Origin of the sequence: Enhygromyxa salina, from assembly GCF_002994615.1 — a bacterium.
Lineage (GTDB): Bacteria > Myxococcota_A > Polyangia > Nannocystales > Nannocystaceae > Plesiocystis > Plesiocystis salina_A.
Genome location: NZ_PVNK01000165.1, coordinates 1 through 15,845 on the forward strand (window position 1 = coordinate 1; position 15,845 = coordinate 15,845).

The 15,845-nt window shown below is 69.8% G+C and carries 13 protein-coding genes; 6 read left to right on the forward strand and 7 right to left on the reverse strand.

Annotated elements, in window-relative coordinates:
• Window positions 1-283: 283 nt before the first annotated feature.
• The 5 genes from ENSA5_RS18010 to ENSA5_RS18030 form a co-directional block, all read right to left on the reverse strand.
• Window positions 284-865, reverse strand: coding sequence for a type II 3-dehydroquinate dehydratase (locus ENSA5_RS18010; protein ID WP_106393012.1), 582 nt, complete (start codon window positions 863-865; stop codon window positions 284-286).
• Window positions 866-878: 13 nt separating this feature from the next.
• Window positions 879-1,241, reverse strand: coding sequence for a roadblock/LC7 domain-containing protein (locus ENSA5_RS18015; protein ID WP_106392916.1), 363 nt, complete (start codon window positions 1,239-1,241; stop codon window positions 879-881).
• A 266-nt stretch (window positions 1,242-1,507) separates the two neighbouring features.
• On the reverse strand, window positions 1,508-2,419 hold the full coding sequence (locus ENSA5_RS18020; protein ID WP_106392917.1) for a hypothetical protein: 912 nt from the start codon (window positions 2,417-2,419) through the stop codon (window positions 1,508-1,510).
• Window positions 2,420-2,888: 469 nt separating this feature from the next.
• Window positions 2,889-3,962, reverse strand: coding sequence for an NAD-dependent epimerase/dehydratase family protein (locus tag ENSA5_RS18025; RefSeq protein WP_106392918.1), 1,074 nt, complete (start codon window positions 3,960-3,962; stop codon window positions 2,889-2,891).
• 10 nt (window positions 3,963-3,972) lie between these two features.
• A complete protein-coding gene (locus ENSA5_RS18030) occupies window positions 3,973-6,255 on the reverse strand; it encodes a GumC family protein (RefSeq protein WP_106392919.1) in 2,283 nt (760 codons plus the stop codon).
• A 454-nt stretch (window positions 6,256-6,709) separates the two neighbouring features.
• Here ENSA5_RS18030 and ENSA5_RS18035 point away from each other — a divergent pair, with 454 nt between their 5' ends.
• The 6 genes from ENSA5_RS18035 (at window position 6,710) to ENSA5_RS18060 (ending at window position 13,106) form a co-directional block, all read left to right on the forward strand.
• A complete protein-coding gene (locus ENSA5_RS18035; protein ID WP_106392920.1) occupies window positions 6,710-7,153 on the forward strand; it encodes a hypothetical protein in 444 nt (147 codons plus the stop codon).
• A gap of 148 nt (window positions 7,154-7,301) precedes the next feature.
• Window positions 7,302-8,633 (forward strand): MFS transporter, encoded by a 1,332-nt coding sequence (locus tag ENSA5_RS18040; protein ID WP_106392921.1) that lies wholly within the window; start codon window positions 7,302-7,304, stop codon window positions 8,631-8,633.
• Window positions 8,634-8,639: 6 nt separating this feature from the next.
• Window positions 8,640-9,836: an MFS transporter gene (locus ENSA5_RS18045; RefSeq protein WP_106392922.1), complete on the forward strand. Its 1,197-nt coding sequence runs from the start codon at window positions 8,640-8,642 to the stop codon at window positions 9,834-9,836.
• Window positions 9,837-9,871: 35 nt separating this feature from the next.
• Entirely contained in the window at window positions 9,872-10,768 is an 897-nt protein-coding gene (locus ENSA5_RS18050; protein WP_106392923.1) for an Hsp33 family molecular chaperone HslO, read from the forward strand.
• A gap of 5 nt (window positions 10,769-10,773) precedes the next feature.
• Window positions 10,774-11,730 carry an RluA family pseudouridine synthase gene (locus ENSA5_RS18055; RefSeq protein WP_181197880.1) on the forward strand — a complete coding sequence of 319 codons (957 nt, stop codon included), beginning with the start codon at window positions 10,774-10,776 and terminating at the stop codon, window positions 11,728-11,730.
• A 125-nt stretch (window positions 11,731-11,855) separates the two neighbouring features.
• Entirely contained in the window at window positions 11,856-13,106 is a 1,251-nt protein-coding gene (locus ENSA5_RS18060; protein ID WP_146155833.1) for a hypothetical protein, read from the forward strand.
• A gap of 16 nt (window positions 13,107-13,122) precedes the next feature.
• On the opposite strand, the gene ENSA5_RS18065 is transcribed toward ENSA5_RS18060, so the two are convergent.
• Window positions 13,123-15,441 carry a beta propeller repeat protein gene (locus tag ENSA5_RS18065; protein ID WP_106392926.1) on the reverse strand — a complete coding sequence of 773 codons (2,319 nt, stop codon included), beginning with the start codon at window positions 15,439-15,441 and terminating at the stop codon, window positions 13,123-13,125.
• 52 nt (window positions 15,442-15,493) lie between these two features.
• Window positions 15,494-15,811 (reverse strand): hypothetical protein, encoded by a 318-nt coding sequence (locus ENSA5_RS37800; RefSeq protein WP_181197881.1) that lies wholly within the window; start codon window positions 15,809-15,811, stop codon window positions 15,494-15,496.
• Between the last annotated feature and the right edge of the window lie 34 nt (window positions 15,812-15,845).

Genomic DNA, 15,845 nt, shown 5'->3' on the forward strand with positions numbered 1-15,845 from the left:
GAGCGGGGGTCGTCGTCAGTTCACCGCGACGCATCAAGATGCGTTGCTCGCCGGTCTCGATCTCGAGTTCATCGAGTCGGAAGCGCTTGAACAGCTTGGCGAGCTCGCTGACGTAGGCGATGTCGGGCAGCTTCGAGTCTTGGTCGGACATGTCGGAGTCGAGTCGGAGTCGGAGAGGTCGGCCGGGCCAGTCTAGGCGGCAATCTGGCCGTCGTCAGGGGCCGAAGATGGGGCGAGGCGTCGCGAGGGATCTCCCCGCTCGGACTCAGCCCGTCTCGGTCGTTTAGGCCGCGCGGGGGGCTTGCGGCGGGTTCGTGAGCCGTGCGGCGAGAGCGTGAAGCGCGAGGCGGTAGGAGTCGGGGCCGAGGCCCATGATCACACCCGCGCAGGCGGCCCCTGTGACCGAGTTGTGGCGCAGGGCCTCGCGGGCGTAGAGGTTCGAGAGGTGGACTTCGATCGTCGGCAACGCGACTCCGGTGATCGCGTCGCGCAGGGCGATGGAGGTGTGGGAGTAGCCTCCGGGGTTGATGATCAGTCCGCGCCGAGTTGGCGGAGGATCCACACTTTGGCCGTCTGCTCGAGGGTGTGCAGCGGGGATCGCAGGGGCGGGGCTGGGCGCCGGGCCCGACGCTGGGCGCGACGCGGAGCTGAAGCTGTGGATCCGATCGATGAGCTGACCCTCGCCGTTGGCCTGGAAGGTCTCGACCGCCAGGCCAAGCTGCTCGCCGAGGGCGACGAGCTCGCGGTCGATCTCGGCGAGCGTCGTCGCCCCGTAGATCTCGGGCTCGCGCACCCCGAGCAAGTTCAAGTTGGGCCCGTGGACGACCAGGACGCACCCGGCGGGCGTCGATGTCGGCGTCGACATCGGCATCAGGGCATCAGCCGGGGTAGAGATCGGCGCTGAGTGCCTTGGCCTGCGAGCGGAGCATCCAGCGGCCCTTGCCCATGTGGGCGGCGTTCTCGAGCAACACGGTCACGAAGTACTCCTGGGACAGCACCCGGACCAGCACGGTGCCGTACTCGGCCTTGAGCGTGATGTCCGAGATCGTACCCATCTCGAGGCTGTTGGCTGCGTCGCGCAGCTCGAGGAAGCGAAACGAGAACTCCATCGCCATCGACTCGATGTCGGTGTCGGAGTCTGGTTGCAGCCACTGCTCGACGGCGATCCCGTCGAAGCCCATGAGGATCGCGCCCTTGGCGCCAGGCGTGCCCTCAACGATCTTTCGCAGGATTTCGTCCATCGGCGGTCGACCACGAGGTTCGCAGCCGATCCCGGGTCAGGTCAAGTTACTGGTCGGCCTCGATCACAAGACCGCAGGCGCTCCCGCCCCCCCCGAGAGACCGGCGGCGTCAGGCGGACCAAGGAGGTCGTCGAGGCGCTCAGACGAGCCCCCTCTCAGGGGGCCACGCAACCCACTGCGAGGCACATGAGGGCCCACCGAGCGAGGAACGAGCGACCGGCCGCGCAGCGGCCGTGCGTGGCAAAGTCCAAGGTGGCCGGGGGGGTCTAAAAGAAATCGACGGTCAGGCGGTAGCGGCCCTTGTTGGCGCCGATCTGATCGACGACCAGGTAGGTGGTGGCCGATCCGCCGAAGTTCGCCGAGGCCAAGCCGCCGCAGGACAGCTCGCTCGCGGTCGCGCAGTCGTCACGGAGCGAGACGATCGGCTGGATGTCGCCCTCGAGGACCTCGACGCTGGCGGTGACCGTGCCGCCGCCGGTGAGCACGAGGGTGAAGATGTCCTCGTCGCCGGGTGCCGAGCAGCTGCTGTCGAGGCGGCCCTGCTTGGCGTCGAGGGTGGCCTCCCACACGAAGTTGCCGCCGGCCATCAGCTCGATCGCCTGGTCCTCGACGGCGTCGAGGCAGTCACCCTCGAACGCGTTGTCGCCGAAGCGAAGGTCGAAGGCATAGTCGCCGGACTCCCCGAGCTCGGTGTCGACGATGATGTAGTAGGTGTCGTCGCCGCCCTGGTCGTAGAAACCGCGACCAGGCACGGAATTGACGATGTCAGCGCAGACTTCGGACTCTTCGATGACGCCCTCGAGGCACGGATCTTCGCCTCGCACGACCCGCAGCACGGGGTTGAAATTGGTCTCTTCCGGCCGGAAGTCGACGAACACGTCGCCGACGACCGAGCCGATGCGGTAGACGTCTTCGGCCCCGCTTCCGCCGCACCAGCCCTCGGTCCCCGAGCACCCGCCGAGGCTGCCGCGGACGACGATATTCTGGCCCGTGGGCAGGTCGATCGGGTCTTGGCACGAGCCGATACGGGGCGCGAGCGGCTCGCCGCCGGTCTCGCCGGTCTCGCCCGCGACCGTGTTGTCGACACACACGGGGCTGTAGTCGGGATCGGTGCGCAGGCCACAGCCGAGCAGGCAGGTCGCGAAGCCAATCGAGGCGAGGCCGACACGCAGGTTCATGGAACGATCTTGCACGGGGCTCCGGGAGCCGTCAAAGGCCGTCAAAGGCCTGCTAGATCAGGAATAGGGCGGCTTCGGCGGCCTGGCCGTTCGAGCGAAGTGTATGTCCGCCTCCCCTGTAGCCTTCACTTGGGAGGCCGCTGCGTGATCCGTAGCGCTACATGTTTCGTGGGCTCCAAAACAAAAAGTCACGCACCGTGAACTCCCCCAGGAAGCGAGCTCACGGTGCGTGGGTCGGTGGTGACGCGGTGTCGAACTGACCGGGTGCCAGAATGCTTGCCCCTATCGGGCACCCCCGCGCTGTGTGTTGTCGTGTGAACCGGGTGGCCCACACGAGCAGCGTTCACCAGTGGTTGTGTCCTGAGTCGGTGAACCCGTCATGCTTTTTTCAGTGACGCCACTCACGTGCTTGCGTGGCTGGCGCGCTAGCGTTCACAGCACCCTCGCGGTCCGCGTGTGCTCGAGTCGCTCAGCTCGGGTTCAGCAGCCACTTCATCGTCGCGCGCAGGGCCGCCTGCATCGACCTTCGCGGCGCGTAGCCGAGCTGCTCGCGGGCGCGGCTGATGTCGGCGCGGCTGTGGACGATGTCGCCGGCTCGCGGATCTTCGTGGCGTGGGGCGAGACCCTCGCAGGGGGCCCCGAGCTCGACCATGCCCGCGTGGATCATCTCGTAGAGCTCGAGCAAGGTCGTGCGCCCGCCGAGGCCGACGTTGAACACGGCCTCGCTCGGATCGCCGGGCCGCTCGCGCTGATCGGCTGACGCGCGCTCGGGCCAGGTCGCGGCCAGGAGGTTGGCCTGGACGACGTCCTCGACCGGGCAAAAATCGCGGGTGTTGAGGCCGTCGCCGAAGATCGCCGGCTGCTCGCCCTTGGCCAGGAGCGCGACCCACTTGGGGATCACTGCAGCGTAGGCGCCGTTGGGATCCTGGCGGGCGCCGACGATGTTGAAGTAGCGCAAGGCGGCGACGGGCAGCCCGAAGCTGCGCGTGGTTGCGAGCCCGAGGACCTCGGCGACGTGCTTGTGGGCGGCGTAGGGCGACAGCGGCCGACCGATCCGCTGCTCGAGCTGGGCGCCGGTCTCGGGCTCGCCCGGGCAGTCGCCGTAGACCGCCGACGAGGACGCGTGGACGAGGCTGCGAGCGCCGGCTTGGCGGGCGGCCTCGAGCACGTTGAAGGTCCCGTCGACGTTGACGGCGAAGGCGTCGAGGGGCTCGGCGATCGTGCGCGGGACCGAGGCCACGGCGGCGTGGTGGAGCACGTGGTCGACGCCTTCGCAGGCCGCGAGGACCCCGTCGAAGTCACGCACGTCGGCCTCGATCACGTGGAGGCGATCGTCGGCGTCGGCGGCCCCGCGGGCGACCGCCCCGCGGACGAGGGCCTCGAGGTTGGCGTGGGTGCCGGTCTCGAAATTGTCGAGCCCGACGACCTCCTGGCCGAGGGCGAGGAGCTGCTCGGCGAGGTGCGAGCCGATGAAGCCCGCGACCCCGGTGACAAGCCAGCGGCGCGGGTTCGCGCGCAGCTGCGCTTCGACGGTCTCGATCATGCTCACGGTCTCAGGCGCCTTCGGTCGCTTCTTCGTGGGGTTGGTAGGTGTAGTACTCGGAGCTGTAGCGGCGGCCCTCGTCGCGGGCGTCGAGCTCGTTGAGGACCACGCCGAGCAGGTTGTTGTCGCCCTGGCGCAGCTGGGTGAGCGCGCGCTGAATGTCGGTCCGGGTCGTCGAGCGGCAGCGCGCGACCATGACCACACCGTCGACCTGCGGGGCGAGGATCAGCGGATCGGTGACCGGGAGGGCCGGGGGCGAGTCGATGATCACCACGTCGAAGCGCTCGCGCAGCTCGGCCGTGACCTTGCGGCAGGCCGGAGACTCGAGCAGCTCGGCGGGGTTGTCGGGGATCCGCCCGCAGGTCAGGACCTCGAGGGTCTCGGGCGCGCCCTCGAGATCGCCCTGGAGCGCGTCGACGAGCTCGTGGGTGCCCTCGAGCACCGTCGCGAGCCCGTACTCTTCCTTGCCCACGGGCGGGGGGAAGACCTGGTGGAGGCGAGGCCGGCGCATGTCGGCGTCGACGAGGCAGACCTTCTTTTGAGCCTGGCAGTAGCTCAGGGCCAGGTTCATGGCCGTCGAGCTCTTGCCTTCGGCCGAGGCCGGCGAGGTCACGAGCAGGACCAGCGAGCCCTCGTTCGAGAGCATGAACGCGAGCGAGGTCCGGATCCCGCGGCAGCGCTCGGCCATCAGCGACTGCGGGAAGAGGTGGGTGTAGAGGTCGCGACGGCGGCGCTGGGCGCGGACGTTGCCGACGCCGAGGGCCGGGTCGGCGGGCAGCAGCGGGAGCTGGCCGAGGGTCGTGAGCCCGAAGCCCGAGAGCGCGCGCTCGAGGTCGACGACCGAGCGGATCCGGTGATCGCGGAGGTCGACGACGACCGCGAACACGGCCCCGAGGCTCAGCCCGATGAAGGCCGCGATCCCGAGCAACAGCGGCTTGCGCGGGCGGACCGGCTGCTCGGGCGAGGTTGCGAGATCGAGGACCTCGACCGGCGGGATCTCGACCCGGTTGCTGACCCCGATCTCGTCGGTCCGGCTGCGGAGGCGGGCGTAGCTGGCGGCGGCGTTTTGAGACTCGCGCTCGAGCTGGCGAAACGCGGGCTCGAGCCGGCCGAGCTCGATCGCGCCGTCGCGCTCGGCGGCGAGCGCGGCCTCGAGCTTGGCCTCGGTCTCGGCGGCGGCCTTGTAGCGGGCCTCGAGCGTGCGGATCATGCCCTTGCTCTCGCTCTCGATCCGTTTGTCGATCAGCTCGACCCGGCCCTTGGCCTTGCGCCACTGCGGGTGCCGCTGGCCGTAGCGGACGTCGATGTCGCTGAAGTCGCGCTCGGCCTCGAGCCGCTCGGCGAGCATCCGATCAAAGATGATCCGCTCGCCGCTGCTGAGCAGCGAGGCCCCGGCGAGGCTGCCCTGGGCGTGGAGCTTCTTGGCCTGGCGGTAGGTCGACTCGATCTCGATCCGCTCGGCCTGGGCGTTCTTGGCCGCCGTCGTCAGCGTCGAGATGCTCTGGGCGATCAGGTTCTGGCGATCCTCGAGCGAGATCGAGGTGATCCGGTGCTCGCGCTTGAACTCCTCGAGGTCCCGCTCGGCCTTTTGCAGCTCGGCGTCGGCGGTCACGAGCTCGGCCTCGAGGTCGGTCTTGGCCTTGTCGCCCGTGTCGGATCGCCGCCGCGTGATGTGGGCGAGGTAGGCCTGGGCGACCTCGTTGGCGATGTCGCGGGCGATCTCGGGGTCGGGGTACTCGGCCGAGATCGCCATGACCCGCGAGCCCCGGACCTCCTCGATGGTGATCATCGACTGGAGGCGCGCGACCGGGTCGAGGCTGGCCTCGGCCTCCTCGCGCTGGGCGGCGTCGCGGATGCCCTCGGTGCCCAAGAAGGTGGGGTCATCCGACAGGCCCAGCTGCGCGAGCGCGGCTTCGTTGACCTTGCGGCTCGAGATGATCTCGCGCTGGGTCTCGAAGTACTGCTTGTAGGCGAGGCGATCGTTGCCCTCTTCCTCGTTGACGCCGCGGACCTTGTCGAGCACCTGGGGGCCGCTGGGGTTGACGACCAGGGTCGCCGTCGCGCGCCACTGCGGCTGGACGAGGGAGATCGCCAGGACCCCGACCGCGACCGCGAGCACGGTCGTGACCGCGATGACCAGCCAGCGCCGACCGAGGATCGTCAGCAGCTTGAGCAGCGCGTCGAGTGCGTCCGTCGCACCCTCGCCCTCCGAGCCGCCGTCTCGGGGCGCGATCGGGCCGCGCGCGCCCAGTTGAGGCGCGCGAGGGCGCGGGCTGCCGGGCGGCTGCGTCATCGTTCGCAGCAGCTTAGGAGGGGCGCGCGATGATGTCCAAGACCGCGCGGATCTCGTCGCTGGGGTCTGGTCACTTGCGCAGACGAGCTGAACACCGAGGCGAGGCCTCGGGCGTCGTCAGTTGTGACCGACCGGTCCGATCGCGATTGTGGCGCAAAAAACTCGCGGGTTGTCGAGGGGGCTGACCGGCGGGTGACCATTATGAGCCATTGGCGCGTCGTCGCACCGGGCCCGGAGCTAACGCTGTTCGCCTGGTTGGGGGTAGAATGTAAACCCTACGTCTGACGCTGCTCATTCTCGCGCGTCACGGAGACCCAGCCTGCGACCACCCAAACTGCCAGTAATCTGTCGCCCTGAATCGGGGCGGCTTCGCGACCAAGGCCACCCTCGCACTTTCCACGGCCTTCGGTACACTCTCCAACTGTCACTTTTTTGGTGACGCGACCGCTCGCCCATGGACGTCCGCGAACTCGACGACGATCGCCTGCTCATCGAGCACGAACATGGGCACGTGGAGATCCGCGAGCTCGCGTCGGCTGTCTTTGTCGCGCGTATTTACGGTACGGCGCCTGTGATCGTGGTCGATCCGATGCTGGAGCGGTTTAACGAGCGCATCGACGACGGTCACCGGATCAGTCTGTCCATTGATGCGACTGATCTCGCGTTCTTCGAGGCCGAATTTCGCCGCCGGCTGACCGACTGGATGGGCGAGAACAAGCTCCGCCTCGACGATGTCCACCTGCTGTTCAGCTCGCGGCTCGTGATGATGGGGGCGGCGCTGGTCAACGCGACGATCGGGCCGAAGATCAAGAGCTTCGCCGAGCGCGAGGCGTTCGACGGGGCGATCGAGGCGGCGATCGCTGCGCGACAGGCCCGCGCGCGCATTGGCGCGGGCTGAGCGGGCCCGAAGGGGATCGCCGAGGTCGCGAGCGAGGGCCGGGTCGCGCGCGTCGACCGAGCTGCGCTGTCTCGTGTTTCGACGGGCCCGGAGCGTGCCTCTACACTGTCACAGCCTCGCGCCTACCTAGGGCCTGCCGACCACGACCGTGCCGACGCTCGACGAGCTCCCCGAGGACCACCCTCTCAAGAATGAAGGGGCCAAGCGGCGCGCGCTCGCTACGGTCGCGTTCACGCTGTTTCTCGATCTCATGGGCTTCGGGATCATCTTGCCGATCCTGCCCTTCTACGCCGAGTCGATGCACGCGACCGAGACCATGGTCGCGCTGCTCTCGACCGCGTTCTCGGCCGCGCAGTTCGTGATGGCCCCGGTCCTCGGCCGGATCAGCGATCGCTACGGGCGGCGGCCGGTGATGCTCGTGTCGATCGCGGGCTCGATCGCTAGCGCGCTGGTCCTCGGCTTCGCGAACGCGCTGTGGCTGGTGTTCGTCGCCCGCGTGGTCGCGGGCTCGTCGAAGGCCAACGTCTCGACGGCCCACGCCTACGTCGCCGACCTCGTCCCGCCCGAGCAGCGGGCCAAGTACATGGGCCGGATGGGCGCGGCGATGGGCATGGGTTTTGTGTTTGGGCCGGGGATCGGCGGGCTCCTCGGTCACGTGTTCACCGAGCTGCCCTTCTTCGTCTCGGCTGGGCTGTCGCTGATCAACCTCGGCATGGCCGCGCTGTGGCTGCCCGAGACCCACTTCAGGCAGGGCTCGACGGGCGAGGCCCCGGCGATGAGCCAGACCAAGCTCGAGGTCCGCGCGAAGCTGCTCAGCGCCAAGGGGATCGCGGGCGCGATCGCCAAGATCCGCGGCACGCACATGGCCTGGCTGATCGTGATCGTGTTTTGCTTCATGCTCTCCTTCGCCGGGATGGAGTCGACGATGGCCCTGTTCGGCGAGCGGGTGTTCGCGTGGGGCTACGTCGAGACCGGGCTGTTCATGACCTACATCGGCGTGAACATGGTCGTGTTTCAGGGCCTGGTCGTGGGCCGCGCGGTCGCGCGCTTCGGCGAGGGGGCGACGCTCGCGGTCGGGCTGATCATGGTTGCGATCGCGCTGATCTTGCTCGGCGGCGTCGGCCACTTCTCGCGCCTGCTGGGCCTCGCGATCGTCGACGCCGACGGCCAGGCCAGCTGGAGCTCGCTCGCGTTTTACGCCGTCGGCGGGCTGCTGCTCTCGGGCGGCAACGGGCTGACGAGCGCGACGACCAGCGCGCTGGTCTCGCGGGTGTCGAGCGCCGACGAGCAGGGCTGGAACATGGGCATCAAGGAGTCGGCGTCCTCGCTCGCGCGGGTCTCGGGGCCGACGATGGCGGGCCCGCTGTTTCAGCACGTCGACGCTGGCGCGCCGATGATCGTGGGTGGGCTGATCGCGCTGGTCAACGCCAAGGTCGCGCTGCTGTTGCGTTCACGGTTGAAGCGAGACGGGCTACAGTAGGTCGCCGTGCAGGCCTCCGATCGCGAGCCCTTGTGGACTCGGGCGTTCGTGTTCGCCTGGATCGCCAACTTCATGCACAGCGTGGGGTTTCACTCCTACGTGCACTGGCCCGGGTGGCTCGAGGGGCGCGGGGCTGGCGAGGTCCTGATCGGCGTGCTCGTCGCGGTCATGGCGGTCGCGGCGATCCTCGCCCGGCCCTTCGTCGGTCGGATGATGGACACGCGCGGGCGCAAGCTAGTGATGATCGTCGGCGGCCTGATCCACGTGGCCTCGTCGGCGCTGTACCTCGTCGTCGACGCGGTCCCGGGCGCGGGCTGGGGCGCGATCGCGGGGGTCCGGGTGGTCCATGGCTTCGCCCAGGCCGCGATGTTCTCGGTCTTGTTCACCGTCGCCGCCGACCTCGTGCCCGCGAGCCGTCGGGCCCACGGGATCGCGCTGTTCGGGGTCTCGGGCATGATCCCGATGGCCGTCGGCGGGCTGCTCGGCGACTTCGTGATCGTCGACGGTGACTACCGGCCGTTGTTCGTGGTCTCGGGCGCGTGCGCCCTGGCCGGGCTGTTGGTCTCGCTGCCCTTGCCCGAGACCCGGCGTGGAGGCCCCTCGCGCAGCTTCTTCGCCGCCGCGGCCGCGCCCGAGCTGCGCCCGCTGTGGTTCGTCGGTTGCTGCTTTGCGATGGGCCTCGCGGCCTACTTCGTGTTCCTCAAGACCTACCTGCTCGAGGCCCCCAAGCTCGGGACCATGGGCATGTTTTTCACGACCTACGCGATCGCGGCCGTGCTCTTGCGCGTGTTCTTTGGCTGGGTGCCCGAGCGCTTCGGCCTGAACCGCGTGCTGATCCCCTCGCTGCTGATGGGCGCGCTCGGGCTCGGCCTGATCGCCTGTGCGACCGGCGAGATCCACCTGATCAGCGCCGCGATCCTGTGCGGCGTCGGACATGGGTTCGCGTTCCCGATCATCTCGGCGCTCGTGGTCATGCGCGCGGGCCCGGACGAGCGCGGCAGCGCGATCGCGCTGTTCACCGCGCTCTTCGATCTCGGCGTGCTGTTCGGCGGGCCGCTCTTCGGGATCTGTGCCAAGTACGCGGGCTACCCGGCGACCTTCGCCCTCGCCGCGGGGCTGGTCGCAACGGCGACCTTCGTGTTCGTGATCTGGGACCGCTCGCAGCGCTCTACGCCGCCGGGCGTCGAGATCCTCGAGGGGTAGTTGGCCTGGGCCCGTCGTGGCGCTAGCTTGTCGGGATGGACGCGCTCTTGCGTGCGATCAACGAGCCCGAGACCATCCGCGTGGTCGCGGCGATCACGACTGACTCGGTCCGCGAGGCCTGCCGTCGCCAGCGAGCTTCGGGGCTCGCGGCCGTGGCTCTCGGCCGCGCGCTGACCGTCGGGGCGCTGCTCGCGACCTTGGGCAAGGGCGAGCGGGAGCGCGTGCGCATCCAGCTCGCGGGCGGCGGACCCGTCGCGCCGATCATGATCGACGCCCACGGTGACGGCCGCGTGCGCGCGTGTCTGTCGGCAGCCAAGGGGCTGCGCCCGCTGGAGCTCCCGGTCAGCCACGACTCGCGCCCGAGCACGGCGACGGCGCTCGGCGTCCGCGGCCACCTGGTCGTGACCCGCGACCTCGGGCTCGGCGCGCCCTACCAGGGCAACGTCGCGCTGAGCTCCGGCGAGATCGACGAGGACCTCGAGCACTACCTCGACCACAGCGAGCAGCTGCCCTCGGCGTTGCGCGCGGCCGTGATCCTCGACGGTGAGGGGCAGGTCGTGCGCGCGGCCGGGGTCCTCGCCCAGGGCTTCCCGGGCAGCGACCCCGACTCGATCCGCGCCGTCCGCGAGCGCCTCACGGGCCTGCGCGCGCTGGTCGAGGCCCACGAGCGCGCGCTCGAGGAGCTCGTCGGCCTCGCGCTCGGCGGCGCCGGCTCGCGCGCGATGCTCGAGCATCCGGTCCGCTTTGACTGTCCCTGCGGACCCGAGCGGGCCCTGAGCGTGCTGTCGACGCTCGGGGCCACGGACCTCGAGGCCCTCGCCAACGAGCAGGACCAGACCGAGGTTCGCTGTAGCTTCTGCGGCGACGCGATCTGGGTCGCCGCCGCGCAGGTCCGCGAGCTGGCGGCGCAGCTGCGCCTGACGCAATCATGAGTCCGGTGAAGGGCAGCCCCAAACGGTTTCGCGTCGTCCCTCAAGAGCAGGGCTCGACCTTGCGCAATTTGTTGGTCCGCCGGGTCGGCGGCCTCGACCGTGATCGCGCGGCCGCGCTGATCCGGGCCGGAGGGGTCTACGTCAACCGCCTCCGCGTGCGCCTGCCCCAGGTCCTGGTCGCGGCCGGCGAGCGCGTGACCGTGTACCTCGAGGCCCTCGACGCCGAGCCCCTCGCGCCCGAGCGGGTCGTGTTCGTCCACCGCGACGACGACTTCGTGATCCTCGACAAGCCGGCCGGCGTCCCGGTCACGCCGACCCGCGAGACCGCCGTCGGGTGTCTGAGCGAGGCGCTGATCCACAAGCTCGAGTCCGAGGGGGTGTCTCGACCCTACGTCGGGGTGGTCCACCGCCTCGATCGCGGCGCCTCGGGTCTGATCTTGTTCACGGTCCGCGGCGTCGCCAACAAGTCGCTGCACAAGCAGTTTCGTGACCACGAGATCCGCCGCGGCTACCGGATCCGAGCGCGGTCCGAGTCGGGGCAGGCGTCCGCGGCCGCGTTTAGCTGTGACGCGCCGCTGATCAAGCTGCGCGAGGGCGGGGTCGAGATCGGCGGGGCCTCGGACAGCCGGGCCAAGTCCGCGGTGACCCACTTTCGCCACCTCGCCGAGCTCCCGCCGCTCGCGGGGCCGGAGGCTGGCGGTCCCGAGCACCTCCTCGACGTCGAGCTCGAGACCGGGCGCACCCACCAGATCCGCGCCCACGCGGCCCACCTGGGCTTCCCCGTCGTCGGAGATCGTCGCTACGGCCGGGGGGCGGTCCCGAGCGCGGCCCCGAGCGCGGCCCCGAGCCACCTTTGTCTCCATGCGTGGACTCTCGATTTCGCTCACCCACGCACGGGCGAGGCCCAGCACTTCGAGTCCGTGCTGCCCGAGTGGGCCCGCGTCCCGGCGAGCGAACGCTGAGCTCGACCCGGCCGGCGCCCAGGTCTTGCTCCGCTTCGCGTCGGCTCGTGCGTGTGTGGCGACTCGCTTGACCCGGAGCACCCAGGCCATGGCGGGGCCAGTGTCACCTGGCTATCCTCGCCGCCGTGAGTCGCCAATCAAGCTTCCCTCGTGTCGCGGTGCTCCTCTCGACCTTCGCCCTGGCCGGGTCGATCGGGTGCAAGGAAGCGCCCCCGGAGGTCAGCGCCAAGGACTACCCGGGGCAGATGGCGCAGGGCTACTGCGAGGCCGTGTTCTCCTGCCCGTGCGACTCGTACCCGTACTCGACCGCCAACGACTGCTTCGCCGATCTGCTCACCGCCTACGACGCGGTCAACGAGGAGGCCTTCCTGTCCGGCCTGATCTACGACGGCACCTGTCCCGCCGCAGAGCTGAGCTCGATCGAGTCGCTGGCTTGCAAGGCGTCGGTCCCCGAGCTGCCGGCCGGTGTCTGCGTGCCGCCTTGCAACACCTGGCACGGCAACCTCGCCGCGGGCTTTCCCTGCGAGGTCATCGCGTCCTCGGCCGAGGTCGGCCTCGCCTTCACGGCCTGCGCCCAGGGCCTGACCTGCTCCGCGGGCGTGTGCGTGAACCCCTGCCAGTCCGGCCCCGCGCTGCCGGGCATCGGTGAGCCCTGCCCCGAGCTCGTGTGCGCGGCCGGGGCGATGTGCGACGAGGAGACCATGACCTGCGTCGCGATGGCGACGCTGCCGGGTCCGGGAGCGGCGTGCGACATGGGCCAGTGCGATCCCAAGACCGCCGTGTGTGTCGAGGCCGCCAACGTCTGCGCCGCGCTGCCGAGCGCCGGTCAGCCGTGCACCGAGGGGCAGTGCGACGCGAACTCCTACTGCGGCGCCGACGACCTGTGCGAGCCGCGTGAGCCCCTCGCCTGCGGCCTGCTCGGCGGCGGCGTCCCCGGCGACGGCGACGGCGACGGCGACGGCGACGGCGACGGCGACGGCGACGGCGACGGCGACGGCGACGGCGACACGGGCGACGGCTGCGCGATCACGCCGCTGCCCAACGCGCTCCCCGTCGTCTGGGGAGGCGACACCAGCCTCGAGAGCGACGACGCCGACGGCAGCTGTGGCGACGGTGGGACCCCCGAGGCCAAGCTCTCGTTCGTCGCGCCGACCTCCGGCACCTACGTGATGTCGACCGAGGGTTCGAGCTTCGACACGGTCTTGTACGTCCAAGCCGGCGGCCAGTGTGGTGGGCTCGAGATCGCCTGCGACGACGACTCCCTCGCCCCGGCCTCCGAGCTCTTCCTCATCCTCAGGGAGAACCAAGAGGTCATCGTGTTCGTCGACGGCTTTGGCGCCGGCGCCTACACGCTGTTCATCGACCTGGTCGGGTGAGGGGGGCGGCCTCGCGCTACTCGCCGAGCGGGCGGTAGAGCACGCCGCTCGCCAGCATCCAGCAGCCGCTGTCGGGGTCGCACTGGATCGCGCCGCCCTCGTTGAAGGCCGAGTCGATCCGGACCCAGTCGTACTCGCCGGCGCCGGTGACCACGTAGAGGCGATCGCCGCTGTAGCGGTAGACCAGGTTGGCGATCTGCATGCCCGAGCCGTCGTTGACGTCGACGAGGCCCGGGAAGTAGCGCTCGGTCTCGCGCCGCCAGCTCTCGCCCCTGTCGCGCGAGATGAGGTCGGCCCAGGTCAGGGCGTCGCCCTCGAAGCGGAGGTCGGGCTGGTCGGTCGCGCCGGGCATCTCCTGGACCAAGATGAAGTGCGCCCCGCCGTCTTCGCTGCGCAGCAGCGCGTTGTTGGACTTGCGCGTCGGGGCGGTCGCGGCCCACACGGTCTGGCCCTCGCCGGCCATGTCGATCACGGGGCTGGAGATGCCCGTGATGACCTCGGTCCAGGTGTTACCGTCTTCGCTGCGGCGCAGCTGGCCCTTGGACCCCGACACGTAGACGACGCCCCCGACCTCGAAGATCGCCCGCCAGTCCCCCTTGAGCTGCTCGTCGCCCGCCGGCAGCCAGGTCTCGGGGTTGATCTTGGCCGCGAGGATCTCGTCCTTGGCCGCGGCCAGCCACATCCCGGCCGCGGTCCCCTCGGAGACCACGTGGACCGCGTTGATCTTGTAGTTGCGCACGAGCGCGCCCTCGACCCAGGACCCGCCTGCGTCGGCCGAGGCCAGCAGCTTGGCGCCGTCGGTGACCAGGACCTGATCGCCGGCGACCGAGTAGCCCGTGGCGCCGTTGCGCCCGAGGTCGAGGCCGTGGGCGCTCGACCAGCTCGCGCCGCCGTCGTTGGTCACGGCCACGAGCGCGTCGTCGCCGAGCGCGAGGCCAACGTCACCGGTGAAGGTCAGCCCGCGGACCTCGGGCATGCCCTCGGGCGTGGTGACCTCGGCGTCGTAGCGGCAGGCCTCGCCGTCCTCGGGGCCCTCGTCACAGGCGCCGGCCTTGGCCGGGAGCTCGATGCCCTCGGACTCGACCCAGTCGACGAGGTTGGCGCTGGCGATGAAAACCCGCCCGTCGCTGGCGACGAAGGTGCTCCCGTCCATCCCGACCCACGAGAAGCTCTTGGAGATCGGCGGCTGGCTGTAGTCCCACTTGGCCCCGCCGTTGGTCGAGTAGATGATCGTGCCCTTGGCCCCGACGATCACGATCTTGTTCCCGCTGACGACGCCGTCGAGCAGGTTGGCGCTCTCCTCCCACTTCTGGTCGACCCAGGTCTGACCGCCGTCCGAGGAGATCGCGACCGCGCCCTTGTTGCCGATCGCGTAGTAGGGCCCGCCGGGGCTGCCGAAGATCGAGTTGGCGCCCTTGAAGGGCAGCGTCGAGCTGACCCAGGTCTCGCCGCCGTCGCGGGTCAGCGCGACCACGCCCTTGCTCTCGACCGCGAACTCCTCGCCGATCCCGTGGGCCGTGCCGCTGACCGAGCACGCGACGCCGCGCCGCTTGCCGACCTTTGAGATCGAGCAGCTGCCTGCGCTGGTCAAGAAGAAGCGCCCGTCGGGCATCGGCGGGAGCTGCTCGAGCTCGGTCCAGTTGGTGCCGTCGGTCGTGCCGTAGCCCTTCTTGCCCGACCAGGCCAGGACCGCCCCGTTGAGCTCGGTGACGGCCTTGGGCTTGAACTTGTCGGGCATCCACCCGCCGTGACCGCCCGAGCCGTCCTTGCCGACGTGGATGAAGGCGCCGTTCTTGCCGATCGCGACCAGGCCGATCTCGGCGGCGACCACGTCGATCAGCGAGTCCGAGCTCAGGCGCGGGAGTCGGCGCCACAGCAGGCCCTGCTCCGACAGCGAGATCGCGCCCTCGTGAAGCGCGACGTAGGGCCCGCCCGGATAGCCGGTCACGTCGCGGACGCCGTCGTCGGCCTTGGTCCACTGCCAGGTCTGACCGCCGTCCTTGCTCACGCCAACATGCGCGTCGCTGGTTGCGACGATCAGCTCTTGCTCGGAGATCGCGTCGGCGACGACGGTCGGGGCGCCGATGAAGGCGTGGCGAGGCGCCCAGTGCTTGAAGCGATCGACGCCCGTGAGTCCGACGAGGGGGCTCGGCTTGGCGGCGGCCTCGTCCGTCTCTTCACCGTCGTCGTCGGGCGCGCCTTCTTCGGCCTCGCCGGCCTCGCTCGCCTCGTCGCCGGTCTCGTCATCCCCCTCGCCGCGGATCTTGTCGATCAGACCGCAGCCGGGGAGCAGAGTGAGGAGGACGACGGTGCTGACAACTCGGGGAGTGCGCATGGGCCTGGGCCAGCCTACGCCAGCGTTGGCCGATGTCCACAGGCCCGAGCGCTCACAGCCCCTTGAAGTCGAACATCGTGCGCAACTTCTGGAGGCCCATGGGATCGTTGGTCTTGATCTTACCCCTGGCGATATCGATGGGGCCGGGCGCCTTGCCCTTGAGGACCATCTTCTCGAACAGCGCGGGGGTGGTCTTGAGGATCACGTCGGCCTTCTCGACGGTCTTGCCCTGCTCGACCGTGGCCGCGTCGGCGTCGATCTTGACGGTGAATTTCGAGTCACCGATCGAGAAGTAGTAGGTCGTCGCCTTGTCGACCGAGCCCTTGATGTAGCGGCTCGGCATCCCCTCGAAGATCTTTTTAACGTCCACGTGTGTGCCTCGGCGGCACCCTACCCCCGGGCGC